Source organism: Labrys monachus (assembly GCF_030814655.1).
Lineage (GTDB): Bacteria > Pseudomonadota > Alphaproteobacteria > Rhizobiales > Labraceae > Labrys > Labrys monacha.
Map to the genome: position 1 here is coordinate 5,070,748 of NZ_JAUSVK010000001.1, position 25,973 is coordinate 5,096,720.

Here is a 25,973-nt window from a genome sequence, read left to right on the forward strand (position 1 = left end):
AGACGGTTCAAATCGAGGTAGCCTTTCGATAGGGTGCATCAATGGACCGAGACCTCCTCGCGCATCTGCCCATCGTGCTGACCGTCGCGCGCCGGGGCGGCTTTGCCTCGGCCGCCGCCGCGCTCAACATGAGCCCCTCGGCGGTGAGCCATGCGGTGAAGGCCGTCGAGGACCGCCTCGGCCAGCCTCTGTTCGTCCGCACGACACGCAGCGTCGCGCTCACCGAGGCGGGAGCGAGCTTCGTCGCCTCGGTCGGCCCGGCGCTGGCGACGGTCGAGGAAAGCGTCGAGCGGGTCCGCTCCGCCAAGGGACAGGTCGCCGGCCTGTTGCGGCTGAACATGCCGCGCCTCGCCCTGCCGCTGGCGATCACGCCGGCCATCGTGGCGATGAGCCGCCTCTATCCGGACCTCACCATCGAGATCACCGCGGATGAGAGCCTCGTCGACATCGTCGCCGACGGCTATGACGCCGGCATCCGCCTCGGCGAGATGATCGCGCAGGACATGATCGCCGTGCGGCTGACGCCACCCTTCCAGGCGGTGACGGTGGCCGCGCCGTCCTATCTCGAAGAACGGGGCGTGCCGGACGCGATCGCCGATCTGGCCGGCCACAATTGTATCGGCTACCGCCTGATCTCGTCCGGCGCCGCCTATGCCTGGGACCTGCAGGACGAAGACGGCCGCGCGGTCTCCGTCGCCGTGAGCGGCAGCGTGCGGGTGACCGATTCCCTCTATGCCCGCGAGCTCGCCTTGCAGGGCGTCGGCATCGCCTATGTCTTCGAGCCGCTGGTCCGCGAGGATCTCAGCGCCGGCCGCCTGCGCCGCGTGCTGCCGGCCGCGAGCATCGAGGAGCCGGGCCTCTTTTTGTATTTCCCACGAAATTCGTCCGGCGTTCCGAAGCTCAGGGCCTTCATCGACACGCTGCGCCGGACCTTGCGGCTATCATGACCGCGTTCGCCAGCCGGCGGCGTCTGGCTACGGGCTGCGCAGATATTTGACCAGCGCAGCGATGCCGAGCCCGACCAGGACGAGGAACAGCAGGCCGAGCACGCCCATGCCGCCCATGCCCAGACCGCCGACGCCCATCATTCCACCGTCTCCGACCATGGCTTGCTCCTATTCCAGCGAGATGCGGCGAAGCCGCAGTGAATTGGCGATGACGCTCACCGACGACAGCGCCATGGCTGCGGCGGCGATGACCGGGGAGAGCAGCAGGCCGAAGGCCGGATAGAGGACGCCGGCCGCGATCGGCACGCCGGCCGCGTTGTAGACGAAGGCGAAGAACAGGTTCTGGCGGATGTTGCCCATCGTCGCGCGGCTGAGCCGGCGCGCCCGCACGATGCCCTGGAGATCGCCCTTGAGCAGCGTCACCCCCGCGCTCTCGATGGCGACGTCCGTGCCGGTGCCCATGGCGATGCCGACATCGGCGGCGGCGAGCGCCGGCGCATCGTTGACGCCGTCCCCCGCCATGGCGACGATGCGCCCCTCCTTGCGCAGCCTTGCGACGACCCTGGCCTTGTCCTCGGGCAGGATCTCGGCTTCGACGTCGTCGATGCCGAGCCGGCGCGCCACCGCCTCGGCAGTGATCCTGTTGTCGCCGGTCAGCATGACGACGCGGACGCCCGCCTGGCGGAGGGCCTGGACCGCCGCCGGCGTCGTCGGCTTGATCGGGTCGGCGATGGCGATGAGGCCCGCGACCTTGCCGTCGACGGCGACATGGATGACGGTCGCGCCCTCGCGGAGGGTCTCGGCCTCCGCGGCAAGAGCGGAGACATCGATACCCGCTTCCGCCAGGATGCGAGGGCCGCCGATGACGAGCCTGCGGCCCTCGACCGTACCGACCACGCCCTTGCCGACCGGGCTGTCGAAATCCCGCACTTCGCCGAGCGGAAGATTGCGCTCCCCGGCGGCCGCGACGATCGCCGCGGCGAGCGGGTGCTCGCTGGCCCGCTCGACGCTGGCGGCGAGCCTCAGCAGTTCGTCCTCGCCGAAGCCGCCCACTGCCTTCAGCGCGGTGACCTTGGGCCTGCCTTCGGTCAGCGTGCCGGTCTTGTCGACGACGAGGGTGTCGATCTTCTCGAAGCGCTCCAGCGCCTCGGCATTCCTGATCAGCACGCCGAGGCGGGCGCCGCGGCCGACGCCGACCATGATCGACATCGGCGTCGCCAGGCCGAGCGCGCAGGGACAGGCGATGATCAGGACCGCGACGGCGGCGACGAGGCCATGGGCGAAGCGCGGCTCCGGCCCCCACAGGCTCCAGGCCGCGAAGGCCAGGGCCGCGATGGCGATGATCACCGGCACGAACCAGCCCGACACCTGGTCGGCGAGGCGCTGGATCGGCGCCCGCGAGCGCTGGGCCTCGGCCACCATCCGCACGATCTGCGCCAGCATGGTGTCGCGCCCGACCCTGCCGGCCCGCATGACGAAGCTGCCGCTGCGGTTGAGCGTGCCGCCGATCACCTTGGCGCCGGCCTCCTTGGTGACCGGCATCGATTCGCCGGTGATCATCGATTCGTCGATGGCGCTGCGGCCCTCCGTCAGCTCGCCGTCGACCGGCACCTTCTCGCCGGGACGCACGCGCAGGCGATCGCCGACCCCGACGGCATCGAGGCCGACATCCTCGTCCGAGCCGTCGTCTCGCACGCGGCGCGCCGTCTTGGGCGCGAGATCGAGCAAGGAGCGGATGGCGCCGCCGGTCTGCTCCCGCGCCCGCAATTCCAGCACTTGGCCGAGCAGCACGAGCACGGTGATGACCGCCGCCGCCTCGAAATAGATCTCCACCGACCCGTCGGCAGTGCGGAACGTCTCCGGAAAGAGGCCCGGCGCCACCGTCGCGACGAGGCTGTAGGTCCAGGCGACGCCGGTCCCCATCGCGATCAGCGTGAACATGTTGAGGCTGCGGTTGACGAGCGAGACCCAGGCCCGCTCGAAGAAGGGGGCTCCCGCCCACAGCACCACCGGCGTCGCGAGGACGAGCTGGATCCAGTTCGACAGAGGGGCGCCGATCAGCCCGTGAAGATCGGCGAGATGGCCGCCCATCTCGAGCACGAAGACCGGCAGGGCCAAAGCGAGCCCGATCCAGAACCGCCGCGTCATGTCGGCGAGTTCGGCGCTCGGACCGGTCTCGGCCGTGGTGACCGCCGGCTCCAGCGCCATGCCGCAGATCGGGCAATGGCCGGGTCCGACCTGGCGGATCTGCGGATGCATCGGGCAGGTATAGATCACGCCTTGCGGCGATCCCGGCTGCGGAGCGGCGCCCTGCGGCTTCGCAGCCGCCGCCGCCGCCGGGCCGGCGTGGTGATGGCTGTGATCGTGCTCGTGATGGTCGGACATGTTCATGGATGAACTCCGGCGGATCGGCCGCCACCAGAAAGAGAAATCCCGCGCGCCGGGTGTGCCGCCCGCCGCCGGAACACCGAGCGCCCCATCGGAGGGTGAGCGCGGCCGCCGGTCCGGCATCCGGCCGGATACGGGACGGGAGCCAGCCCCGAGAGGCATGGCATCCACACTCCCACACGCCGGCGCCGGAACGAAGCCGGGCGGCCTCCGCCCGTCACATCATACCCATGGGGCCGATCATCAGCCCGTCGGCGCGCCTCTTCTGTTCGTCGCTGAAGGAGGCATAGAGCGGATCCAGCGCGTCCTTCAGCGCCGCGATCGCGGCGAGGTGGGCGGAGAGCATGCCCTTCTGCGCCTCAAGCCGTGCCGGCAGGGTCGACGCGCCCTTGGCGTGCATCATCTGGCCATACATGCCGTTCATGGATTTCGCCGTCGCGCGGAGGGCCTCGGCGAAGCGGTCCCACAGCGGCGACTGGGCGCCGGTGATGCCGAGGTCGGATCTCAGGGAGGCGATCCGGCCTTCGACGTGGGACGACATCATGCCGCTTTCGGCGCTCATCATCGTCATCATGCCGCGCATCATCGACATCATCTGCATCATGTCGCCGTTCATCATGCGGGCCTGCCCCTTCCCCATCATGGTGCCGGGCATTCCGCCGGAGGGCGAATCGGCGAGCGGCCCGGCGGCGCAGGGGCCGGGACGGCCGGTGTCGTGCTCCTCGTCCGACTGGCCGGGCGAGGGCATGGTCTGGGCGACGACGGCGGCCGGCCAGGCGGCGACGGCCGAGGCGAGGAGAAGGGCGGGAATGGAAAAACGACGGATGATCGACATAGCGGAAGTTCCTTGAGGTCGCGTGCGGTGTCGCGAAGCGCGTGCCGCACTGTGATGTGAATTCATTGAAGGGCCTGATCCGGATGCGCTTTCCGGCGAGGAGCGCGCGATGACGGCGCCGCCGAAATCGGGCAGCGCCGCGACGCCGGTCAAGTCAGGCGCGGAGGCCGCTCACCGGGCGATACGGGCAACCCACAACGAGGGGAATCGAATGCAGCCCGTGGAGGAGAAGAAGCACAGGGAGAGGGGAAGTCTGCCGCCAGCGGAGAAACGATGCCGCTCGCGCTGCCCGGTCCGTGCGAACTGCAGCAGGGACAATGCCCGGTGCGGCATCCCTTCGGATCGCCGGCGCCGTCCATGTCCTGCCATCCGACAGGCTCGGCAGCGACCGCGGCCGCCGTCGCGACGGCGGCACCGGCCGGACGAAGCATCGAACTCCCGATGCCGCCGGGGACCATGGCGTCAGCTTCGCGATCGTCACTGCAGGCCTGCGCCGACGTCACGCTCAGAACGAGCACGGCGAGCAGGATCAGCCCTGCCGCCGCCGCCCTGAAGAGACTGGTCGCGCCGATCCACATCGTCTTCGCCCTCCTGCCTCCTACCGGCGCATGGAGCCACGCCTGCGGCCGGCGGGCCTTGATGCACGTCAAGAGGCGCGACGGTTCGTGCGGTGCCGCTTCAGCCGATGCCTTCATAGGCGACATAGGCCATCATGCCGGTCGCCATGTGATAGAGGTGGTGGCAATGCAGCGGCCACCGCCCGGCATTGTCGGCGTCGAAGGCGACGGTGACGCTCGCCATCGGCGGAACCAGGACGGTGTCGCGCACCGCGCCGGCAAGCTTGGCGCCGGCGATGCCTATCACCTGGAAGCGGTGCCCGTGCAGATGCATCGGATGCGCCATCATCGACATGTTGCGGAAGGCGATCTCGATCCGCTCGCCGCGCCTGGCGCGAAGTGCGTCGCCGCCCTCGATGCGCCAGCTGTAGCCGGCCATGTCCCCGGCCAGCGTCAGCGCGAAGCGGCGGTCGGCCGGCCGCTCGGCGAGAGGGGCGGCCGCGCGCAGCCGCTGTTCGAGATCGAGCCCGAGAACGGGGCCTTTGCCTCGACCGAGCGCGGGAATCCGGCCGATCCTCGCGCCGGCGGTCGCCAGGACGATGCCGGTCCGCTCGCGGGCGCCCTCGCGCAAGGCGAGAATCGGATAGGCGCCGCCGCCTTTCGGCAGGGACAGGCGGATGTCCAACCGCTGGCCCATGGCGATCGGGAAGGCCCGGCCCCCGACCGGCCGGACGGCCTGCCCGTCGACGGAGACCAGTTCTCCCGAAAGCCTCCCCGTGGCGATGGTGAAGGCGGTGGCGGCCGCGCCGTTGATGATGCGCAGGCGGACGCGGCCCCCGCTCTCGACCCTGACGATCTCGGGGTCGCCGAGCGTGCGGTCATTGGCGAGATAGGCGTCATAATCGATGTCGTTGAGGTCCATCGGCCCCATGCCGCTCATCATGCCGCCCATCATGTCGCCATGCCCCATCGCTCCGGGCGCCATCGCCGCGTGATCCATCGCGCCGTGGTCCATGGGCATGGCGGCGGCCGGGGCGCGTCCCCTCAGCCGGGCGAGCAGTTCTTCCGCCGGGGTGAAGGAGAAATCGTGCAGCAGGATGACGACCTCCTGCTCGTCCCGCTGCAGGTCCCCGGCGGTGCGCAGGATCAGCGGAGCCGCCAGCAGGTTCTGCTCCTGCAGGGTGTGGGCATGCATCCAATGCGTGCCGCCGGCATCGATCGGGAAGGTGTAGCGGCGGGTTTCGGCCGGCTGCAGCGGCGCGGCCGGATTGCCGGGCACGCCGTCCATCGCCCAGGGCGGCGTCAGGCCGTGCCAATGCACCAGGGTGGGCGTGTCGATATCGTTGGCGAGCATGACGTCGAAGCCGGTTCCGGCTTCCAGGGTCAGGCCCGGCGTGCCGTCGGGCTGGGCCAGCCCGAAGACGCGCGCGGCCTTGCCGTCGATATCGAGGATGCGGTTGCGGATGGCAAGCGCTCTCAGGACGCTGCTGCCGGCCTGCGCGCGCGCATGGCCCGGGCGGAGCGCGGCGGATGTGCCGAGCGCCGCGGCGCCGGCCATCAGGGTGTTGAGAAAATCGCGACGATTCATGGGATCGGTCCTCGTTCCCGTGTCGGCGGTGCCGACGCATCGGTCTGGCGCGCGCGCCTCGGAGGGCGCGCACGAAACGGCAGTCCGCCGCCGATGGGGGCGGCAGACCGGTTCGTCAGACCATGGGACGGGGCGGATCGAGCGCGGGCGGGAACGCCACGCCCTCGACGATCCGATGGTGCCAGACCAGGCGCCGGCTGCCGGTGGCGAGACGGGCAGGCACGGCGCTCTCCGCGGCGATGGCCGCGCAGCACAGGCCGCAGGCGCTTCCGCAGCAGGCTTTGTGATCGGCCATGCCGCCGCTGTCGCGGGACCCGTCATGATGATGCGCCGCGGCGCCGGCGGGATGTTCCGACAGGACCGCGCAGGGGCCGGCGCGAGGGGGGCACGGCGCGGCACCGGCGACGCCGAGGGGGGCAAGGAGCAGCGCGATCGCGACCACGAAGGCCAGCAACGCCCTTGCCCATCGATCCGCCGGCCCGTTTGCCCTCATATGCCGTTCACCGTGCTTCCGTCCCCAGGCGTGCCGGCAAGCGGCCGGCGACATCCATCCATACACCGCATGGCCGATCGATGCGACGTCTGTTCGGCGGCGAGGGGATGGCAGGACGGTTTCCGGACGGGACTCGCGCTAAACCGCGGCGGCGCGCCGCGCCCGGGCGGTCTCCTCCTCGTCCAGGCGGCCGTCTTCGGTCAGGACGACGCCATACACCGCTTCGGCCCGCTCGCGGCTGATCCAGCCCTCGCGGACGTCATGGACGACGCGGGCCGGATCGCGCTCATGGGGATGGCCATAGCCCCCGCCCCCGCCGCTGATCGACACCATGGTCTCGTCGGGGCCGATCACCACCTCGGCGCAGGCCGGCACAGGCTCGAGCGATCCGTCGGCGAGGCGCCGGAACTGCGCCGAACGGGCGCCGGCCAGCCCGCCGCGCGTGCCGAGCGCCGGATTGACGTTGCCATCGCTGACATAGGCGACCGTCATGGCGCAATCGACCGGCGCGAATTCGGAATAGGCACCGAGCGCACCGCGGAAGCGGCCGGCGCCTTCGGAGTCCGGGATGAGCCGGCGGGCATGCACGAAGATCGGGTGCCGCAATTCGTCGATCTCGATCGAATCCTGGTAGCACATGCCGGCATTGCCGACATGCAGGATGGTCAGCCAGCCATCCGTCCACGGCGTGCCGGCACCGCCGGTGCAGCCGAGATAGACCTCGTTCACGAAGGGCTTGCCGTCATGCACGCCGGAGACCACGCCGCAGGAGGGCGGGATCAGCGCGCCGGTCTCGGCCTGTCCGAGCCCGTCGGCGAGTTCGGCCATGGCGGCCTGGACGGGATTGGCGACGCGGTCGGCGATGTTGGTGGTCGCCACCGAGCAGGACGTCGGATGGCGCGGCCGGCCGACGACGCAGCCCTCGCGCAGATGGATCCTGATGCGGCGGAAGCTGCCCTCGTTCTTCGGCACGGTATGATCGATCGAATTGAAGATGCCGATCATCGGCGCCGACAGCGAGCAGGCCTCGGAGAGGTTGAGGCCGTTCGGCATCGAGTCGGGATTGTCGGTCATGTCGACCTCGATCATCGCCTCCTCCGGCTTGACCTCGACCGTCGCCTTGATCGTCACGCCTTCGGCCGGCGTGCCGGGAAAGGCGTCATGCGTGCTGGTGCGGGTCACCCGGCCGCGGGGCAGCGCGCGGATCACCTCGATCATGCGCTTCTCGCTGTAGTCGAACCATTGGCGGGAATAGTCTTCCAGCCGGTCCCAGCCGATCTCGGTGCCGAGCGCCAGGATCTCGCGCTCGCCGACGCGGGCGGCGCCCAGCGTCGCCAGGTAGTCGCCCCACCATTGGTCGGGCACGCGGATGCGCATGCGGCACATGCGGATGACGTCCATCACATGCTGGTAATCGTCCTGGACCTTGACGGCCGGAAAGATCAGCGCGCCCTCGTTATAGACGTCGACGGCGGCGCCCATATAGGTCGTCGGCAGCGAATTGCCGCAATCGGCCTGGTGCGCCTTGGCGAGCACGGTGAAGCGATGCACGCCCTCCTCGTCGATGATGGGGATCAGGATCGAATGGTCGGCCGGATGGGTGCAGCCGTGATAGGGCGAATTGTGCAGGAAGGCGTCGCCGCGCTTCAGCACGGGGTGATTGTCCGTCATGGTGCGCGACATGATGTCGGGCCCGCGCAGGACATGGTTCGGCAGGCTTTCGGCGGTGGCGAGCAATTCGTGCTTCGCGGTCAGCACCACGCAGGAAAAGTCGCGCGCGATGGTGAGGATGCCGGAGCGCCCGGTCCGGTGCAGCGTGTTCGCCATCTTGCGGGCGATGCCTTCGAAACGGGCGGTCAGCACGGCGAGGGTCGAGCCGTCCATGGTTTTGACGTCGGACATGGGTCTCTCCGCTCAAACTTCGATGACGAGGTTGCCGGACGCATCGCGCCAGGCCTTCGCGCCGGGATCGATGACGATCGAGGTGAAATCGGATTCGACGATCGCCGGCTCGGTGATGACCTGGCCTTCGGGGATCGATTCCAGCCGCCAGACATCGGCGTCGATCCAGCCGGCGCCGAGGAAATGCACGGGACGGGACATCAGCCTGGCGGGACGGCCGTCGGCGGCGAGGCGCCCCGGCGTGCCCGAGCCGATGCGGCAGCGCACCTCCGCGTTCCAGCTCACCGTCTCGATGTCGGCGCCCTCGTCGCTGACGGCGAAGATGTCCTGGTGCATCTGGTGGAAATCGGCGACCAGCGCCCGCACGTCGCCGTCGCCGGCAAAGGCCGGCACCCGCAGCGGAACCTCGATCTCCCAGGCCTGGTCCATGTAGCGCGCCTCGGTCGACCAGTCGATCTCGACCGCCTTCGCGCCGGCGCCGGGACCGGCGGCGAACGCGTCGCAGGACGCCTTCAGGCCGGCGAGCACGCCATTGACGCCGTCGATGTCGAAGGCATCGCTGCGCGAATGGAACATCGCCTGCTGATGCGAGGTGAGATCGGAGATCAGCGCGCCTGAGGCCGACAACGCCGCACCGGCTTCGGTGACCAGCACCCGCCTGCAGCCGAGGCGCCGCGCGATGGCGACGCAGTTGAGGCCGGCCGCGCCGCCGCCGGCGACGAAGGTCGCGCGGGTCGGGTCGATGCCCTGGTTCACGGTGATGTCCATGATCGCCTGCACCATGTGCTCGGTCGCGAGCGCCACGATCGCTTCGGCGGCTGCCTCGACGGTCTTGCCGAGCGGCGCGGCGACGTCGGTGCGGATGGCGTCGAGCGCGCCGGCCTTGTCCAGCGCCATCTTGCCGCCGAGGAAGAATTGCGCATCGATGAAGCCGAGCGCGACGGCGGCGTCGGTCAGGGTCGGCCGCCTGCCGCCGCGGCCGTAGCAGACCGGGCCGGGCACGGCGCCCGCGCTCTTGGGGCCGACATGCAGCAGGCCGCCGGCATCGACCCAGGCGATGGAGCCGCCGCCGGCGCCGATGCTCTTCACGTCGACGGAGGGCATGCCCGTCATGTGGCTGCGGAAGGGCTGGCCGAGCCAGGTCTCGCGGCTCCGCGGAATGCGGCCGCGCCGCACCAGCGAGACGTCGAAGGTGGTGCCGCCGGTATCGCCGACGATCAGCGTCTCGGCCGGATCCGCCGCGCCATAGGCCTTGGCCGCCACCGGCGCCATGCTGGGCCCGGAATTGATCAGATGGACCGGCGCCTCGGCGACGCGCGAGGCATCCATCACACCGCCCTGCGAGGTCACGACCAGCACGCGGCCATGGAAGCCGGCCTCGCGCAGGCGCCGCTCCAGCCCATGCATATAGGCGCCCATGACCGGCTTGAGCGACGCGTCGATGCAGGTCGAGGAGGCCCGGCGATATTCGCGGATCGACGGGTTGATCCGGTGCGACAGCGTGTAGGGAAGGCCGGGCAGGCGCTTTTCGATGAGCGCGCCGACCGCGAGCTCATGCGCGGGATTGACCACCGACCACAGGAACGACACGCCGATCGCCTCGACACCCGCGGCCTCGATCCGGTCGAGGATGGCGATGACCGCAGCCTCGTCCAGGGGCGTGCGGACGGCGCCGCTGACGGTGATGCGCTCCGGCACCTCATAGGTGAGCGCGCGCGGAACATAAGGTTCGGTATAGGGCACGGTGAAGTTGAAGGGCTCGATGCGCCCGCCCTCGCGGAAGACGAGCGTATCGGGATGGCCCTGCGTGGTCAGGAAGGCGGTGCGCGCCGTCGAGCCGGTGACGATGGCGTTGATCGCATGCGTCGTGCCGTGGACGAGGATCTCGCCGCGGCCGAGATAGGCCTTCAGGTCCTCGCCGGCCGCCTCGGCCGCGATGCGCAGGCTGTCGATGACGCCGGCGACCGGGTCGGAGGGGGTCGTCGACGCCTTGTGCATGCTGAGCACGCCATCGTCGGTGGCGACCATCAGGTCGGTGAATGTGCCGCCCGTATCGACGGCGAAGCGAAGGCCCATGGTTCGGTTCCAGAATGCAGGGGAAGGCGCGGCGGAGCGAAGGTCCGGACTGGAGACCGACGCCCCTCGGTCTTAGAGCGAACGCACGACGAAGTCCGGCGCCGGGGCGGCGACCATGCGGTTGCGCAGCGGCCTGCCGAAAGCGGGGACGTCGATCTCGAAGCGATCGCCCGCTTGCGTCTCGATCCCGTTGGCGCAGCTCAGGAGCGGCGCACCGAAGAAATAGGCATGCAGGTCGCCGGGCCGGCGGAACATGTCATAGCGGAAATGGTAATGTTCGAGGTTGCGGACGGAATGCGACATATTGCGTTCGCCGCTGAGGAATTCGCCTTCCCACAGCATCCGGCCGTCACGGACGACGCGGATCGCGCCCCGGGTGTCGTCGGGCAGGTCGCCGACCAGCAGTTCCGGCCCGATCGAGCAATCGCGCAGCTTCGAATGGGCGAGATAGAGATAGTTGAGCGCTTCGGTGACCTGGTCGGAGAACTCGTTGCCGAGCGCGAAGCCGAGCCGCCACGGGTTGCCGTCGGGACCGATCAGATAAAGGCCGACGATCTCGGCCTCCTCGCCGCCGGCAAGGGCGAAGGCCGGCATCGGCAGGTCGGCCTCGGGCGGCACGACGCAGGTGCCGAGACCCTTGAAGAACCATTCGGGCTGCACGCCGACCTCGCCCTCGGCCGGCTTGCCGCCCTCCAGGCCCATGCGGAAGATCTTCATGGAATCGGTCATGTCGGCGTCGGCGCCGTGGGCGATCTCATGCATCTTGTCGCGCGCATCGGCGCTGCCGATATGGGTCAGGCCGGTGCCGGTGATCCAGAAGCGCGCCGGCTCGGGATGATCGAGCGGGGCGAGCAGGCGGCCCTCGGCGACGATCCCGTCATAGCTTTCCGGCGCCTCCTGCGGCGCCGCGCGGACGGCTTCGGCGAGGCTCTCGCCGCGTTCGATGGCGCGGGTGGCGAGATCGTAGACGGTGGCCGGACCGGCGAGCGGCACCACCAGGGCGCCGCTCTCGTCGGGAATGCCGACCTTCCGCTCGCCCGAACGGCTCTTGAACTGCACGAGACGCATGGTAACTCCAGACCTGTGAAGGGAAACGGCGTGCGCGGGGCGCGACGCGCTCAATGGGAATTGCGGGGGATGCCAGCGCCGCGAGGACCGGCGAGGAAGCCGAAATCGGCGCCTTCGTCGGCTTGCAGGACATTCTGGACGTAGAGGCTCTGATAGCCGGAGGCGGGCGGCACCGGCGGCTGCCAGCCGGCACGCCGGCGCGCCAGCTCCTCGTCCGACACCTCGAGATGGAGGCGGCGGCCCGGCACGTCGAGCTCGACGATGTCGCCTTCCCGCACCAGGGCGAGCGGCCCGCCGGCGGCGGCCTCGGGCGCGACATGCAGCACCACGGTGCCGTAGGCGGTGCCGGACATGCGCGCGTCCGAAATGCGCACCATGTCGGAGACGCCCTGGGCGAGAAGCTTCGGCGGCAGGCCCATATTGCCGACCTCGGCCATGCCGGGATAGCCGCGCGGGCCGCAATTCTTGAGCACCATCACGCAGTCCGCGTCGATATCGAGATCGGGATCGACGATGCGGCGCTTGTAGTCCTCGATGGTCTCGAAGACGACGGCGCGGCCGCGATGCGTCATCAGCGCCGGCGTGGCGGCCGACGGCTTCAGCACGGCGCCCTGCGGCGCGAGATTGCCGCGCAGGACGGCGATGCCGCCCTGCTCCGCCAGCGCATTGTCGAAATCGCGGATGACATCGCGATTGTAGTTCGGCGCGTCAGCGACATTCTCCCAGGCCGACCGGCCCGTGACGGTCGGCGCGTCCCGGTTGAGCAGGCCGTGCTCGCCGAGCGCGCGCATGACGGCCGGCAGGCCGCCCGCATAGTAGAACTCCTCCATCAGGAAGCGGCCCGAGGGCTGCAGGTCGACGATCGTCGGCACGTCGCGCCCGAAGCGGTCCCAATCGTCGAGGCCGAGATCGAGGCCAACGCGGCGGGCGATGGCGATGAGGTGGAGCACGGCGTTGGTCGAGCCGCCGATCGCGCCGTTGACGCGGATGGCGTTCTGGAAGGCCTGCGGCGTCAGGATCTTCGAGAGGGTCAGGTCCTCCTGCACCATCTCGACGATGCGCCGGCCGGTCAGCTGCGACAGCGCGTGGCGGCGGGCGTCGACGGCGGGAATGGCGGCGTTCTGGGGCAGCGCGATGCCGAGGGCTTCGGCCATGCTGGCCATGGTCGAGGCGGTGCCCATGGTCATGCAGCTGCCGGCGGAACGGCTCATGCCGGCCTCGGCGGCCATGAACTCATCGACGCTCATGCGCCCGGCCTTCACTTCTTCATTGTAGCGCCAGACGACGGTGCCGGAGCCGATGCTCTCGCCGCGATAATTGCCGTTCAGCATGGGGCCGCCGGAGAGCACGATCGTCGGCAGGTCGCAGGACGCGGCGCCCATGACGAGGGCCGGCGTGGTCTTGTCGCAGCCGACCAGGAGCACGACGCCGTCGAGCGGATTGGCGCGGATCGATTCCTCCACATCCATCGAGGCGAGGTTGCGATAGAGCATCGCCGTCGGGCGCATGTTGGATTCGCCGAGCGACATCACCGGAAATTCGAGCGGCAGCCCGCCGGCCTCGTAGACGCCGCGCTTCACGCGTTCGGCGAGATCGCGCAGATGCGCGTTACAGGGCGTCAGCTCCGACCAGGTGTTGCAGATGCCGATCACCGGCCGGCCGTCGAAGGCGTCGGCCGGCATGCCCTGGTTCTTCATCCAGCTGCGATGCATGAAGGCATCCTTGCTGGTGCCGCCGAACCAAGCCTGGGATCTCAATTTCTTCATGTCGGCCATTGCTCGCGCCTGGATCTGTGTTATTGTTCCGCTATACGAAACGGCATTCTGTTGTACAAATCGTTAGGGCAGCCTGCGGGGATTGTCAACCGACCTCTCGCCATCGGAGCGGGAGTTCGACGCCTGCGCGGAAGCCCAAAATGCATGGCGAAGAGGGAGGCACCGCGTGTCGGAATCCAACGAGACTTCAGACGACAAATATCCGCTGCGCAGCGTCGGCCGCGCGCTGGACGTGCTGCAGGCACTCGGCGCCGGCAGCGGCAAGGGCATGAGCGTCGGGGAGATCGCCGAAGCCATCGGCGTCTCGCGCTCGACCGCCTTCACTTTGCTGCAGACCATGGTGGCGCGCGGCTTCGTCGCGGATACGCGCATCGGCGGGGCACGCCTCTACCGGCTCGGCCTCGCTTTGGTGCATCTCGGCGATCGCGCCGTGGCCGAAATGGGCATCACCCAGATCGCCACGCCGATCCTGCAGCAATTGACCGACGCGACGCAGCTGACCTCGCGCCTGGCGGTGCTCGACGACGGCTATGCCGTGGCGATCGGGCGCGTCGACGCGCCCGGACCGTTCCGGATGACGGCCTCGCTCGGCCGACGCGAGCTGCCGCACTGCTCCTCGGTCGGCAAATCGCTGCTGGCGCGCCTGCCGAGCGAGCAGGTGATGGCGATCCTCACCCGTCTCGGCATGCCGCGCCGCACCGAGCACACGCTGACCTCGCAGGCCGCGCTGATCGCCGATCTCCGGGCGATATCGGCCCGCGGCTACGCCTTCGACAATGAGGAAGACAATATCGGCGTCGTCTGCGTCGGTGCGGCCGTCTACGACCGGACGGGGGACGCGGTCGCGGCAATCAGCGTCACCTGCATGAAGCTCGGACGCAGCGAGGAAGACCTGCACCAGCTCGGCTCCGCCGTGCGCGCCTATGCCGACCGCATCAGCCAATTGCTGGGCGGGCCGGCGCATTCCGCCCTGCCTCCCCTCCCCTGACCGGCCCGCAAGGCCGAAGGCATCTGCGAAACCGCCGCTGTCGCGAGGAAACGCGGCAGCGGCGGCTGCCGGCTGCCGGCTGCCGGCTGCCGGCTGCCTTCGACATGGCCCGACGGCCGCGCCGCGCCCACAAAATGGGCGGCACTTCATATTGACAACACGGCTTGCTCCGATACAGTTCTAGAGTACAAAACATCGTTCTGTATAGCAGAACAAAATCCAGATGAGAACGGAGCTTTCCATGTCCATCGTTCGAACGCCCATGCTCGCTATGGCCGGCCTCGCCCTGCTCTCCAGCGCCTCCGGCGCAGGCATGGCGGCCCATGCCGCCGAAAAGACCGTCCCCGACGCCGCCAAGACGCACCAGATGCCGTGGGGGGCGTTCAAGCTGGCGCCGCGGATCGTCAAGAAGATCGAGGCCGGGGAGAAGGCGAACATCGTCGTCGGCATCGAAGGCACGGGCATCCCGATCCAGGGCGCCGAGATGCGCATCGGGACGAAGAAGGGCTGCGAGGCCGCCAACAAGGAGCTTCCGGCCGATTGCCGCATGGTCGGCCCGGTCAACCCCGACACCACCAAGCAGCTCGCCGAACTCGAGACGCTGCTGAATTCCGGCCAGGTCGACTGCCTGGCGCTGCAGCCGCCGCTGCCGAACCAGTTCACCGGCATCATCAACAAATATGCCGATGCCGGCATTCCCGTCTTCACGCTCAACATCGACGCGCCGAAGGCCAAGCGCTTCGCCTTCTATGCGCTCAACGAGGTCCAGGCCGGCACCATCAACGGCGAGGCGACCGCCAAGCTGATCAAGGCGAAGGGCATCGCGGTCAATGAGATCGCCATGGGGAGCGGCGCTCCCGACCAGCCCTGGGCGCAGGCGCGCATGCAGGGCTTCGAGGCCGGCTACAAATCGGTCTTCCCGGACGCCAAGTTCTTCAACGACGTCAAGAGCGGCATTCCCACCGGCAAGAACTTCACCACCCAGGAAGTGCTGAATTCGGTCACCCCGTTCCTGACCGCCCATCCGGAAGTCACGCTGTTCTTCCACACCGACCAGGGGGTCGAGGGCGTCGGCAACGTCATCCGCAACCTGAAGCTCAACGGCAAGGTGTTCACCTCCGGCTTCAACGTCAGCGGGGCGATCCTCGACGCCATCGGCGACGGCACCACCCTGGTGACCATCGACCAGGGCTTCGACAACCAGGCGCAGGCGCCGGTGGAGCAATGCGCGAAATACCTCGCCACCGGCGAGACGCCGGCCGATCCGCTGCAATATCTTCGTCCGATCGTCATCACGCAGGCAGGCGGCGAGGGCGAGCTGAGCGTCGACGCCGGCCGCCAGCGCCTGAAGGCCGCGCACTGAGCGAGGCTGGGTCCTCGTCCGATCGCCGGCGCGGAGATCGCAGGATCTCCGCGCCGCTCTTCTACGCTCTCTGCCATCGTTGCCCGGAGCCGTCATGCCGCAGACCCTTTCCGCCCTCCTGGGCACGCAAAAAGTCCTGAACAGCCTCAGAGCGCTGGGGCTTGCCCTCGCCATCGTGCTGATCGCCTGCATCGTCCAGTCGCAGCGCTCGGCCTTTCTCAGCCTGGAGAACCTGCTGACGCTGGTCCGCTCCATGGTCGCGCTCGGCATGGTCGCTTTCGCGCAGATGCTGGTGATCCTGCTCGGCGAGATCGATCTGTCCGTCGGCGCGGTCTACGGGCTCGCCGGCACGGTGGCGGCCACGCTCTGGCTCGGCGGCGGCAGCCTGCCCTTCACCGCGCCGCTGCTCGTCGCCTTGGCGGCCGGGCTCGGCGTCGCGCTGCTGACCGGCCTCGTGAACGGCTTCCTGACGGTGAAGGCCGGCCTGCCCTCCTTCATCACCACGCTCGGCATGCTCAACGTCGCCGACGGCCTGTCGCTGATGATCAGCAATGCCACCACCTTCACGCCCGCCTATAACGATCCGCTGCCGCCGGCCTGGGAACTGACGTTCTTCCACGGCCTCGGGGGTGCGCTGATGCCCTACGACATCCCGGTCGAGACGCTCTGGCTGCTGGCGGCGTTCGCTCTGTTCTGGATCCTTCGCCACTGGACCGTCTTCGGCTTCCGCCTGGTGGCGATGGGCGGCAATGCCGAAGCGGCGCGTGTCGCCCGCCTGCCGCTGCGCAAATACAAATATCTCGTCTTCCTGCTCAGCGGCCTGATGGCGGGCCTCGCCGGCATCATCGACTTCTCCTATGTCGGCTCGGTCGGCCCGACCCAGTCGAGCTCGCTGTCGTTCCAGGTGATCGCGGCCGTCGTCATCGGCGGCGCCAGCCTGAACGGCGGCCGCGGCACGATCGTCGGCACGCTTCTGGGCGTGATCCTGCTGGCGCTCCTCAACAACGGCCTCGCGCTGCTGGGCGTAGGCTCCTTCGTCCAGTTGTTGTTCATCGGCCTGGTGACGATCGGCGCCGTGTGGCTCGACCTCGTGTCGCAGAGGCTGATCCGCAGCGCCGGGCAGCGCTCGGCCCGCGCCGGCGCGGGAGCGGCGGCATGATCCGCCTGACCGGCAAGGGCATCACCAAGCGCTACGGCGCCACCCGGGCGCTCGACGGGCTCGATCTCGACATCACCTCCGGCGAGATCATCGGCATCGCCGGCCCGAACGGCGCCGGCAAGAGCACGCTCATGCGGATGCTCGCCGGCGAGGAGAAGGCCGACAGCGGCGAGATCGTGCTGACCCGCCCGGACGGGCCGGTGCAAGAGGTGTGGCGCCGCGTCGCCGTGGTGCACCAGGAGCCCCATGTCTGGCCCAACATGACAGTCGAGCAGAATCTCGCCGTCGGCCGGGAAGGACGCTGGTTCGGCCGCGTCGCGCCGGACAGGAGCGCGGCGAATGCCGTGCTCGAACGGCTCGGCATCGCCTCCTTCGCGCATTATGAGCTCGCCGATCTCTCGCTCGCCGTGCAGCAGCGCGTCGAGATCGCCCGCGCGATGCTGAGCGACGCCGACGTCTATCTGTTCGACGAGCCCAATTCGGCCCTGACCGAACAGGAATCCGAGGCATTGTTCAGCACGATGGGCGAGCTGGCGCGCGACGGCCGGATCGTCCTGCTGATCACGCACCGGCTCAACGATTTCGCCCGCAGCTGCCAGCGCGTGCTCGTCCTGCGCGACGGACGCATCAGCGGCGAGCTCAGGGGCGCCGAGGTCAGCGAGACGTCGATCGCCGCGCAGCTGACGGCCACCCATGCCCGCGAGATGGACGCCGCGAGCCGGCCCGGCCGCCCGGACCGGGCGGTGCAATCCTCCACGCCCGTGCTGCGGCTCGAGCGCTGCGCCGACCGGCTCGGCGCCTTCGGGGACGTCTCGCTCGACCTGATGCCGGGCCGGATCATCGCCCTTTCCGGGGTGGAGGGCTCCGGCGCGCGCGAACTGGCGCAGGCGATCGGCGCCTTCCGCCCGATGCAGGCGGCCGACGGGGCCGTCCTGCGCCACCGCGCATCGGTCTCCTATCTGGCGGCGAGCCGGCGGCATACCGTCTTCCACAATATGAGCGTCGGCGAGAATTTCGCGGCGCGGCTGGGCGGAAAGGCCCTCCACGGATGGGCACCTCTGCTCGATACCGGCAGGATCGAGGCCCTGGCCCGGCGTAGCGTCGCCCGCTACCGCGTCAAGACCGGCGGAACGCGGCTGCCGATCACCTCGCTGAGCGGCGGCAACCAGCAGAAGGTCGTGCTCGGCGCCGCCATGGAGCAGAACACCGACATCATAGTCATCGAGGAGCCGACTCGCGGCGTCGACATCTCCAGCAAGGCCGACATCTACGATCTGCTGAGGGATTTCGCCGCCTCGGGCCGGGCGGTCGTCGTGTTCTGCACCGAGGTACAGGAGATATTCGACGCGGCGGACGAGGTCGTCGTCCTGTCGGGAGGCCGGATCGTCGGTCGGATCGACATGGCCGGGATCGCCGATATTCCGGCCCTCGGCGATCTTCTCGCACGCTACGAAAGCGGTAATGATACCTTGCCCGCCGGCGGCGATGCGGCCGGCGACCTGGCCCGGCCCGCCTCCGCCGGCGTTGCGGGGGCGTAGCCGCCAGACAGAGATCGGGCTGGGAACCGGATGCATCCATGTCCGGCCGCTTCGTTCCGGCCGCCGCGCACATCGCTGTTCGCCTCATCGTCCAGAATATGCCAGTGAGCCGTCGGCGTTCCGCGATGAAAGGCTCGATCTCCACCGCGGCCTCCGCGCGGCCTGCATCCGCCCCGGATGAGTTCAAAGCAGAGCGGCAGATCGTTCTCCCGGGAGCGATGGCGAAGCCGCCGCATCCGACCAGACAGGGCCTCCCCTCGACTACCCGCATGCCATCCCAACGTGCTGGGTTCGATGCATCGGCGGACATCGGACCTCGAGGGCATCATGCGGCCTGCCTGGCGTGCGGCCATGATCCCGGCGCATGAAATAGCGGTCGGCCGTCCTGCGCAACGGCAGGCCTTTCGGCAACGCCGCCCCGTGCCCAGAATATATATATCAGCCCGTGGACGATCTCGTGCACATCGACCGTGCGCTTGTTCCCGCCCGCGTGGCATCCGCCGGCTCGCTGGGGCAACGCAGTCCCGCTCGATCATATTGCGGCGGATTTTAGTTATCCGACCTCTCTCAGTTCCGGAAGATGGCCTCGGTGACAATATAATCACGGCTGCTTCCTTTGTACCGGCTTGCTCGTAGAGGGATACTTAAAGCCTCGATCGGCAGTTCCGTGACAGATGTTCAGGGAGACGCGGCATCGAAGATACGAAATGCGGCTGCAGGGTGAATCAATGCATTGTCGCCGCAACACGCCGCTTTATCGTTCGCATTTCTGCACCCAGGCGGGGCAAGGGACTTTAAATTTGGAAACTTTACAATTTCTATTTGACATGATTTTTCGTGCAATTATCAATTGCAGCAACTACAGATTGCATCCAAAGAGATATTCTCAGTGCGGCTGAACGAATCTGAATTAGCCAAACTCATGACGGCCGTTATCGTCTTTGTTTTAATTTTCGTCGTCGTCCTTATTTGGCTTTTTGTCGATTTAAGTTCAGATCATTCGACGAACGAGGCTAATATTCTTAATATATATACTACATATTTTTCAAAAGTTGAATTTTTCATTAAATTAATATATTAAATATACTTTTGATATGCAAATTTATGGTGGAATATATAGAAAATTTCTTTTGGATAATAATCCTTTCGAAGGTGAGACGACCTCCAATACCAAGCTTATTTCAACGTTCGCCACGGCAAACAAATGGAAGAAGACCTTCTAAGAATCAAACGGCAGACCAATGTCCTCTCTGTTGACGGAGATGAAGGACTGCAGTGGATTCTACCGGAAGACATTCTCGAAATGCTTGAAGCAGTGGCGGAGATCTTGAATTTTCGCTCCGCGGCCGAGCGGGGCAGGTCACCACCCAATCGGCATTATCGCGAGATCGTCATCGAGCTGGTCCGGGCGCTTTTTCACGATACCTCTCCCCGACAGATGAGGGACGCCTATCGGAGCTTCTCGACCCAAGAAAAAGCCTATCTGGTCCACATCGTGACTTCCTCATTGGTCGAGATACGCCGGAGGCAAATCATGCTCCCCGATGTTCCTCTCGGCTTGCCCCTTGATAATTTGAATATGTGGTCAAAAATACTGCAGCGTACTTGGCGTCCATTGCCGTCCTATATGCGGTATCACCGCAGGCAACCTCCGCATGATTGAGTTGGCGGGTTGCCGCAATTGCCTGCGGTGATCTCGTGAGGCTCGCTGCGAAAGCGTCGCCGCACCGAGGCTGCCGGCTCCGGCACGCCGCCATGCTGAACCTTTCGACGAACGCGGCGACAGCCATGGCCGGATCGCGCGAGGCGTCTTGGGAGGGACGGCAAATGTCCGACATCGACAGACAGGACGCGACGGCGAGAGCGGCCGGCCGGCTCAGACGCTGCTGAGCAGAAGGCTGGTCTCGCTGTTCGCCACCCCGTCGATCATGCGGACCTCGCGCAGGACCCGGTCGAATTCGGACAGGTTCGCCGCGCGGATATCGGCGACGAGGTCCCAATTGCCGTTGGTGGTGTGCAGGGTGTGGATTTCGGGGATGCCCCGCAGCTTGCGGATGACCTGCGTCGTCGATTTGCCGACGACCTCGACCATCATCACGGCGCGGACGGTATCGACGTCGTAATCCTCCCTCACGCGCGCCGTGAAGCCGAGAAGCGTGCCGGTCTCCATCAGGCGATCGAGTCGGTTCTGCGCCGTTCCGCGCGCGATGCCGAGCGCCGCCGAGAGCTTGGACAGGGAAGCGCGGCCGTCGGTGCGCAGCTGGGCGATGATGCGGCGGTCCAGATCGTCGGGCGTGTATTTGGCGATGGCCGTGCCCCCGGTTACAGCTCTGAGCATATCGTACAATCCCGCTGATCATATTGCTCGATCATCTGCCGGAAATAACACAGGTTTGCGATTTCGACCAACGTCCGCGACCGCTAGCCTCCTGCATCTCCGCTCCGTGCAGGAACCAGCCGATGCTTTCACCGCTTCCGTCCGCCAGGGCCATGGTGCCCTTCGTCAGCGTCGGGAACATGATGCGCCTCGTCCATCATCTCGGCGTCGAAACCGTGCTGGCGGAACTCACCGATGCCGTCGAGGCCGACTTCCGGCGGTGGGAGAGCTTCGACAAGACCCCGCGCGTGGCCAGCCATTCGCGCACCGGCGTCATCGAACTGATGCCGACTTCCGACGGCACCATCTACGGCTTCAAATATGTCAACGGCCATCCGCGCAACATCGCGGCGGGGCTGCAGACCGTCACCGCCTTCGGCCTGCTCGCCGAGGTGGCGACCGGCTATCCCGTCCTGCTGTCGGAGATGACGATATTGACCGCGCTCAGGACGGCGGCGACCTCGGCGATGGCCGCGCGGCACCTCGCGCCGAGGGGCACGCGCATCATGGCGATGATCGGCAACGGCGCCCAGGCCGAATTCCAGGCGCTGGCGATGAAGGCGGTATGCGGCATCGACACCGTCCGCCTCTACGACGTCGATCCGGATGCGACGCGCAAGACCATGCGCAACCTCGCCGGCTCCGGCCTGCGGACGTTCGCCTGCGCCTCGGCCCAGGACGCCATCGAAGGGGCCGGCATCATCACCACCTGCACGGCCGACAAGCAGTTCGCGACCATCCTCACCGACAACATGGTCGGCCCCGGCGTCCACATCAACGCGATCGGGGGCGACTGCCCGGGCAAGACCGAGCTGCACCGCGACGTCCTGCGCCGCTCCGACGTCTTCGTCGAATATCCGCCGCAGACCCGCATCGAGGGCGAGATCCAGCAGATGGCGCCGGACTTTCCGGTGACCGAGCTCTGGCAGGTCGTCACCGGCGCGGCGCCGGGGCGCCGCGATCCCCGGCAGATCACCCTGTTCGACAGCGTCGGCTTCGCCGTCGAGGACTTCTCCGCCCTGCGCTATGTGCGCGAGCGGCTTGCCGGCACGGATTTCTACGAGACTCTCGACATGATCGCCGATCCCGACGATCCGCGCGATCTGTTCGGCATGCTGCAGCGCGCGAAGGCGGCGACGCGATGATGCCGAAGAGTTCGACCTATTCGATCCAGGCGCCGGCCGCCGTCGTGATGGTGCGGCCGCACCATTTCACCGTGAACACCGAGACCGCGGCCGACAACCGCTTCCAGACCGGCCAGGAACCAAGCGAGGATCTGGCGCGGCGGGCCTATGACGAGATCACCCGGGCGGCCGAGACGCTGGAGCGCCACGGCGTCGCCGTGCATCTGTTCGAGGATACCGGGGAGCAGACGCCCGATTCCGTCTTCCCCAACAACTGGTTCTCGACCCATGCCGGCGGCCATGTGGCGCTCTATCCGATGAAGGCTCCCAGCCGCCGGCGCGAACGGCGCGGCGACGTCATCGACATGCTGAAGGCCCGCTACCGGGTGCAGGACGTGATCGACTATTCCGGCCTCGAACCCGACGGCCTCTTCCTCGAAGGCACCGGCGCCATGGTCCTCGACCATATCGACCGGGTCGCCTATGCCGTGCGCTCCGACCGCACCGACCCGATCGCGCTCGAACGCTTCTCGACGCATTTCAATTTCGAGCCGATGGTGTTCGACGCCCGCGACGCGGACGGCATTGCCGTCTACCACACCAATGTCCTGATGTGCGTCGCCACCGATTTCGCCCTGATCGGCCTGGACATGCTGACCGACGCGACGCGGCGCCAGGAGATCGTCGCCAGGCTGGAGCGCTCGGGCCGCCGCGTCGTCGCCCTCACCACCGACCAGATCGCGCGCTTCGCCGGCAACGCGCTGGAGCTGCAGGGCCGGCAGGGGCGCATCCTCGCGCTGTCGACGACCGCCCTCGCCGCGCTCGAGCGCGAGCAGATCGCCGCGATCGAAGACAGCGCCATGCTCCTCGCTCTCGACATACCCACCATCGAGCGGGCGGGCGGCTCGGTCCGCTGCACCCTCGCCGGCATCCATCTGACGCCGCGCGGGTGAAGGGCGGTCTGGACCCTGCCGGGGATGGACCCGATAGTGCGTCTCCCGTTATACGAATGAGGCTCTTGCGGGTGGGACCGCCAATCCAGGGGCGATCATGGCCGATCTACGCAATCTGCCCCTGCCGACGCTGAGGACGTTCGAGGCGGCCGCGCGGCATCAGAGCCTCTCCAAGGCCGCGGCGGAGCTCAACCTGACGGACAGCGCCGTCAGCCACCAGCTGCGCCGGCTGGAGGAGGCGCTCGGCTACGACCTTTTCGGCAAGGCCGGCCGCGGCGTGGTGCTGACGGAAGCCGGGCGCGCCTTCGCCAAGACCGTCGCCGCCGCGCTGCAGGAGATCCTGGCGGCGGCGATCCGCCTGTCGGAAGCCGATCAGGTCGGCGGACGGCTCGACATCGCCTGCCCGCCGATGTTCGCCAGCGCATGGCTGGCCAAGCATCTGAAGGATTTCTGCCGGGATCACCCGACCGTCGAATGCCATATCCGTCTGGTCGAGAACCAGCGGGCAGCCGAACTCGGCGACGCCGATATCGCCATCGCTTTCGGCCCGGGCGGATGGGCGGACCGCTGGTCGGCGCTGCTCGCCCATGTCGAGATAACCCCCGTCTGCAGCCCGACGCTGTTCCAGAGCATCGGGCGGACGATCGCCACGCCCGCCGATCTCGCGCATAGCATTCTCCTGCATTGGGACGACGGCTCGGAATGGAGGCGCTGGCTGTCGGAAGCAGGCTCGGCCGATGTCGGCCAGAAGGCGCGCCACCTCTATTGCAGCGACCTCGGCATGGCGATCGACCTCGCCATTGACGGCGCCGGCGTCGCGCTCGTCAGCGACACCCTGTCGTCCACCGACATCCGCAAGGGTCTGCTCCTGCGTCCCTTCGCCTTTTCCATCGACGCCTTCGGCGGCTGGCACGTCCTGTGCAGCCATGCCGGCCTCGGCCGGGCCAGCGCGCGCCAGTTCCTGCGCTGGCTGCTCGCCGCCTTCGGCCGGGATGACGCATGGGCCTCGATCCCCGACCTGCACCACCCGCGCGGCCCGGCTTCCTGACCGGAACGGCCGCGCCGTCGTGCCGGCCGGTCGCAGGGGTCAAAAGATGAAATTCCGTCATCTGTCGGATGAGGAATCATCATTTGAGCAAAAATCCGTCATGCCTGTAGATGGCGAACAAATAGGCATCCGGCCGAGGGCCTGCGCTTCGCCGCAAGCCCTCGGGACGAAACAGGGCCGAGCGGCCGGAACAAGGGAATGGCATGCTGAAGCTCGCCGTCAGCGGCATTCATAAATCCTACAGCGGCCAGGAGGTCCTGAAGGGCGTCTCGATCGAGGCCGCGGCAGGCGACGTGATCAGCATCATCGGCGCCAGCGGATCGGGCAAGAGCACCCTCCTGCGCTGCATCAATTTCCTCGAACGCCCCAGCGCCGGCCGGGTGGCGGTCGACGGCGAGGTGCTGGCGACGGTCAAGGACCGCGACGGCATGCTCAGGGCGAGCGATCGGGCGCAATTGCAGCGGATGCGCAGCAAGCTCGCCATGGTGTTCCAGAATTTCTGCCTCTGGTCGCACATGTCGGTTCTCTCCAATGTCATCGAGGCGCCGATCAGCGTCCTCGGCGTGCGCAAGCCCGAGGCGATCGAGCGGGCGAAGGCCAACCTGGCGAAAGTCGGCCTGGGCTTCGACGTTCTCGCCAAATATCCGGCGCATCTTTCCGGCGGCCAGCAGCAGCGCGTGGCGATCGCCCGGGCGCTGAGCATGAATCCCGACGTCATGCTCTTCGACGAGCCGACATCCGCCCTCGACCCCGAACTGGTGAGCGAAGTCCTCAAGGTGATGCAGGCGCTCGCCGAGGAGGGGAGGACGATGATCGTCGTCACCCATGAGATGGGCTTCGCGCGGCAGGCGTCGAGCCGCGTCGTCTTCCTCCATCAGGGGCTGGTCGAGGAGGAAGGCGAGCCGGGAACGATCTTCACCCAGGCCCGCAGCACCCGGCTGCGCCAGTTTCTCGCCGGACGGCTGAAGCACTGAGCCGCCGCCCCGCGCAACCAAAAGCAAGCAACGCCAACCAGAAAGGAAGACCATGAGAACGATACTGATCTCGCTCGCCGCCGCGCTGGCGCTCGCCGGGGCTGCGAGCGCGGCCGAGGCGGCCGACAGGGTTTCGATCGCCACCGATGCGACCTTTCCGCCCTTCGAATCCGTCGATTCCAGCGGCAAGCTCGTCGGCTACGACATCGAGCTCATGCAGGCGGTCTGCGATGCGGCCAAGCTCGACTGCAACATCTTCGGCGCGGCGTGGGACGGCATGATCCCCGGCCTGATCGCGGGCAAATACGACGCCCTGATCTCCCAGCTCACGGTGACCGAGAAGAGGCGCAAGGTCATCGCCTTCAGCGACATCTACGAGCATCCGGTCTTCCGCTTCGTCGCCAGGAAGGGGACGTCCTTCGACTTCGCGTCCGGCGGGCTCAAGGGCAAGACCATCGCCGTCCAGACCGGCACGCCGATGGACGCCTATGTCACCGCCCACTTCCCGGAGGCGACGATCAAGCGCTACGATTCGGGCAGCGCGCCCTATCTCGAGCTCGCCGCCGGCCGCGCCGATCTCCACATCAGCTACCAGGCGCAGATCGTCAACAGCTTCCTCAAGGGCGATGCCGGCAAGGATTTCGCCCTCGTCGGGCCGGAACTCACCGGCAAGGACGCCAAGGAATTCGGCGAAGGCGTCGCCATCGCCGTCGGCAAGAAGAACACCAAGCTGCTCGACGACATCAACAGGGGTCTGGCCGCCGTTCGCGCGAGCGGCAAGCTCGACGCGCTCAACGCCAAATATCTGGGCCAATAAGCG

21 protein-coding genes are annotated in these 25,973 nt (G+C 67.7%); 11 read left to right on the plus strand and 10 right to left on the minus strand.

The window, feature by feature from the left end; all coding sequences use genetic code 11:
- The first annotated feature begins 41 nt into the window (after positions 1 to 41).
- The gene (locus J3R73_RS23225) at positions 42 to 947 is read left to right on the plus strand and encodes a LysR family transcriptional regulator (RefSeq protein ID WP_307432718.1); all 906 of its coding nucleotides are present in this window, start codon (positions 42 to 44) and stop codon (positions 945 to 947) included.
- A gap of 27 nt (positions 948 to 974) precedes the next feature.
- On the opposite strand, the gene J3R73_RS23230 is transcribed toward J3R73_RS23225, so the two are convergent.
- The 9 genes from J3R73_RS23230 to araD all read right to left on the minus strand — a co-directional run bounded on the left by J3R73_RS23230 (position 975) and on the right by araD (position 13,629).
- Positions 975 to 1,106, minus strand: coding sequence for a hypothetical protein (locus J3R73_RS23230; RefSeq protein WP_307432721.1), 132 nt, complete (start codon positions 1,104 to 1,106; stop codon positions 975 to 977).
- Between the two features lie 9 nt (positions 1,107 to 1,115).
- Positions 1,116 to 3,338, minus strand: coding sequence for a copper-transporting P-type ATPase (locus tag J3R73_RS23235; protein WP_370879988.1), 2,223 nt, complete (start codon positions 3,336 to 3,338; stop codon positions 1,116 to 1,118).
- Between the two features lie 214 nt (positions 3,339 to 3,552).
- Entirely contained in the window at positions 3,553 to 4,170 is a 618-nt protein-coding gene (locus J3R73_RS23240) for a Spy/CpxP family protein refolding chaperone (protein WP_307432724.1), read from the minus strand.
- 678 nt (positions 4,171 to 4,848) lie between these two features.
- Positions 4,849 to 6,315 carry a multicopper oxidase family protein gene (locus J3R73_RS23245; protein ID WP_307432728.1) on the minus strand — a complete coding sequence of 489 codons (1,467 nt, stop codon included), beginning with the start codon at positions 6,313 to 6,315 and terminating at the stop codon, positions 4,849 to 4,851.
- A gap of 115 nt (positions 6,316 to 6,430) precedes the next feature.
- Entirely contained in the window at positions 6,431 to 6,769 is a 339-nt protein-coding gene (locus J3R73_RS23250) for a hypothetical protein (RefSeq protein WP_307432732.1), read from the minus strand.
- A 177-nt stretch (positions 6,770 to 6,946) separates the two neighbouring features.
- Entirely contained in the window at positions 6,947 to 8,710 is a 1,764-nt protein-coding gene (locus tag J3R73_RS23255; RefSeq protein ID WP_307432735.1) for a hydantoinase B/oxoprolinase family protein, read from the minus strand.
- 12 nt (positions 8,711 to 8,722) lie between these two features.
- Entirely contained in the window at positions 8,723 to 10,786 is a 2,064-nt protein-coding gene (locus J3R73_RS23260) for a hydantoinase/oxoprolinase family protein (RefSeq protein WP_307432738.1), read from the minus strand.
- Positions 10,787 to 10,858: 72 nt separating this feature from the next.
- The gene (gene araD1 / locus J3R73_RS23265; protein WP_307432742.1) at positions 10,859 to 11,854 is read right to left on the minus strand and encodes an AraD1 family protein; all 996 of its coding nucleotides are present in this window, start codon (positions 11,852 to 11,854) and stop codon (positions 10,859 to 10,861) included.
- 50 nt (positions 11,855 to 11,904) lie between these two features.
- Positions 11,905 to 13,629 (minus strand): L-arabinonate dehydratase, encoded by a 1,725-nt coding sequence (gene araD, locus J3R73_RS23270; RefSeq protein ID WP_307432745.1) that lies wholly within the window; start codon positions 13,627 to 13,629, stop codon positions 11,905 to 11,907.
- A gap of 166 nt (positions 13,630 to 13,795) precedes the next feature.
- Here araD and J3R73_RS23275 point away from each other — a divergent pair, with 166 nt between their 5' ends.
- The 5 genes from J3R73_RS23275 (at position 13,796) to J3R73_RS23295 (ending at position 20,340) form a co-directional block, all read left to right on the plus strand.
- Positions 13,796 to 14,617 carry an IclR family transcriptional regulator gene (locus tag J3R73_RS23275; RefSeq protein ID WP_307432748.1) on the plus strand — a complete coding sequence of 274 codons (822 nt, stop codon included), beginning with the start codon at positions 13,796 to 13,798 and terminating at the stop codon, positions 14,615 to 14,617.
- A 241-nt stretch (positions 14,618 to 14,858) separates the two neighbouring features.
- Positions 14,859 to 15,980: a sugar ABC transporter substrate-binding protein gene (locus J3R73_RS23280; protein ID WP_307432751.1), complete on the plus strand. Its 1,122-nt coding sequence runs from the start codon at positions 14,859 to 14,861 to the stop codon at positions 15,978 to 15,980.
- Between the two features lie 94 nt (positions 15,981 to 16,074).
- Entirely contained in the window at positions 16,075 to 17,139 is a 1,065-nt protein-coding gene (locus J3R73_RS23285; RefSeq protein WP_307432754.1) for an ABC transporter permease, read from the plus strand.
- Entirely contained in the window at positions 17,136 to 18,677 is a 1,542-nt protein-coding gene (locus J3R73_RS23290; RefSeq protein WP_307432758.1) for an ATP-binding cassette domain-containing protein, read from the plus strand. Before J3R73_RS23285 ends, J3R73_RS23290 begins: the two co-directional genes overlap by 4 nt.
- Positions 18,678 to 19,881: 1,204 nt before the next feature.
- A complete protein-coding gene (locus tag J3R73_RS23295; protein WP_307432761.1) occupies positions 19,882 to 20,340 on the plus strand; it encodes a hypothetical protein in 459 nt (152 codons plus the stop codon).
- A gap of 213 nt (positions 20,341 to 20,553) precedes the next feature.
- Here J3R73_RS23295 and J3R73_RS23300 read toward each other — a convergent pair whose 3' ends face one another.
- On the minus strand, positions 20,554 to 21,015 hold the full coding sequence (locus J3R73_RS23300) for an Lrp/AsnC family transcriptional regulator (RefSeq protein ID WP_307432764.1): 462 nt from the start codon (positions 21,013 to 21,015) through the stop codon (positions 20,554 to 20,556).
- A 122-nt stretch (positions 21,016 to 21,137) separates the two neighbouring features.
- On the opposite strand from J3R73_RS23300, the gene ocd reads away from it, so the two are divergent.
- The 5 genes from ocd (at position 21,138) to J3R73_RS23325 (ending at position 25,970) form a co-directional block, all read left to right on the plus strand.
- Complete coding sequence (gene ocd, locus J3R73_RS23305) at positions 21,138 to 22,199, plus strand: ornithine cyclodeaminase (protein ID WP_307432766.1); 1,062 nt, start codon at positions 21,138 to 21,140, stop codon at positions 22,197 to 22,199.
- Positions 22,196 to 23,131 (plus strand): citrulline utilization hydrolase CtlX, encoded by a 936-nt coding sequence (gene ctlX, locus J3R73_RS23310; protein ID WP_307432769.1) that lies wholly within the window; start codon positions 22,196 to 22,198, stop codon positions 23,129 to 23,131. The genes ocd and ctlX overlap by 4 nt, the downstream gene beginning before the upstream one ends.
- Before the next feature lie 97 nt (positions 23,132 to 23,228).
- Entirely contained in the window at positions 23,229 to 24,179 is a 951-nt protein-coding gene (locus tag J3R73_RS23315; RefSeq protein WP_307432772.1) for a LysR substrate-binding domain-containing protein, read from the plus strand.
- A 203-nt stretch (positions 24,180 to 24,382) separates the two neighbouring features.
- Positions 24,383 to 25,153, plus strand: coding sequence for an ABC transporter ATP-binding protein (locus J3R73_RS23320; protein ID WP_307432775.1), 771 nt, complete (start codon positions 24,383 to 24,385; stop codon positions 25,151 to 25,153).
- A 52-nt stretch (positions 25,154 to 25,205) separates the two neighbouring features.
- On the plus strand, positions 25,206 to 25,970 hold the full coding sequence (locus J3R73_RS23325) for a transporter substrate-binding domain-containing protein (protein ID WP_307432778.1): 765 nt from the start codon (positions 25,206 to 25,208) through the stop codon (positions 25,968 to 25,970).
- Positions 25,971 to 25,973: the final 3 nt, after the last annotated feature.

Coding starts and splice junctions, on each gene's coding strand:
- J3R73_RS23225 (WP_307432718.1), top strand. CDS start 42: ATGGACCGAGACCTCCTCGCGCATCTGCCCATCGTGCTGACCGTCGCG.
- J3R73_RS23230 (WP_307432721.1), bottom strand. CDS start 1,106: ATGGTCGGAGACGGTGGAATGATGGGCGTCGGCGGTCTGGGCATGGGC.
- J3R73_RS23235 (WP_370879988.1), bottom strand. CDS start 3,338: ATGAACATGTCCGACCATCACGAGCACGATCACAGCCATCACCACGCC.
- J3R73_RS23240 (WP_307432724.1), bottom strand. CDS start 4,170: ATGTCGATCATCCGTCGTTTTTCCATTCCCGCCCTTCTCCTCGCCTCG.
- J3R73_RS23245 (WP_307432728.1), bottom strand. CDS start 6,315: ATGAATCGTCGCGATTTTCTCAACACCCTGATGGCCGGCGCCGCGGCG.
- J3R73_RS23255 (WP_307432735.1), bottom strand. CDS start 8,710: ATGTCCGACGTCAAAACCATGGACGGCTCGACCCTCGCCGTGCTGACC.
- J3R73_RS23260 (WP_307432738.1), bottom strand. CDS start 10,786: ATGGGCCTTCGCTTCGCCGTCGATACGGGCGGCACATTCACCGACCTG.
- araD1 (WP_307432742.1), bottom strand. CDS start 11,854: ATGCGTCTCGTGCAGTTCAAGAGCCGTTCGGGCGAGCGGAAGGTCGGC.
- araD (WP_307432745.1), bottom strand. CDS start 13,629: ATGGCCGACATGAAGAAATTGAGATCCCAGGCTTGGTTCGGCGGCACC.
- J3R73_RS23280 (WP_307432751.1), top strand. CDS start 14,859: ATGTCCATCGTTCGAACGCCCATGCTCGCTATGGCCGGCCTCGCCCTG.
- J3R73_RS23285 (WP_307432754.1), top strand. CDS start 16,075: ATGCCGCAGACCCTTTCCGCCCTCCTGGGCACGCAAAAAGTCCTGAAC.
- J3R73_RS23290 (WP_307432758.1), top strand. CDS start 17,136: ATGATCCGCCTGACCGGCAAGGGCATCACCAAGCGCTACGGCGCCACC.
- J3R73_RS23295 (WP_307432761.1), top strand. CDS start 19,882: ATGGAAGAAGACCTTCTAAGAATCAAACGGCAGACCAATGTCCTCTCT.
- J3R73_RS23300 (WP_307432764.1), bottom strand. CDS start 21,015: ATGCTCAGAGCTGTAACCGGGGGCACGGCCATCGCCAAATACACGCCC.
- ocd (WP_307432766.1), top strand. CDS start 21,138: ATGCTTTCACCGCTTCCGTCCGCCAGGGCCATGGTGCCCTTCGTCAGC.
- ctlX (WP_307432769.1), top strand. CDS start 22,196: ATGATGCCGAAGAGTTCGACCTATTCGATCCAGGCGCCGGCCGCCGTC.
- J3R73_RS23315 (WP_307432772.1), top strand. CDS start 23,229: ATGGCCGATCTACGCAATCTGCCCCTGCCGACGCTGAGGACGTTCGAG.
- J3R73_RS23320 (WP_307432775.1), top strand. CDS start 24,383: ATGCTGAAGCTCGCCGTCAGCGGCATTCATAAATCCTACAGCGGCCAG.
- J3R73_RS23325 (WP_307432778.1), top strand. CDS start 25,206: ATGAGAACGATACTGATCTCGCTCGCCGCCGCGCTGGCGCTCGCCGGG.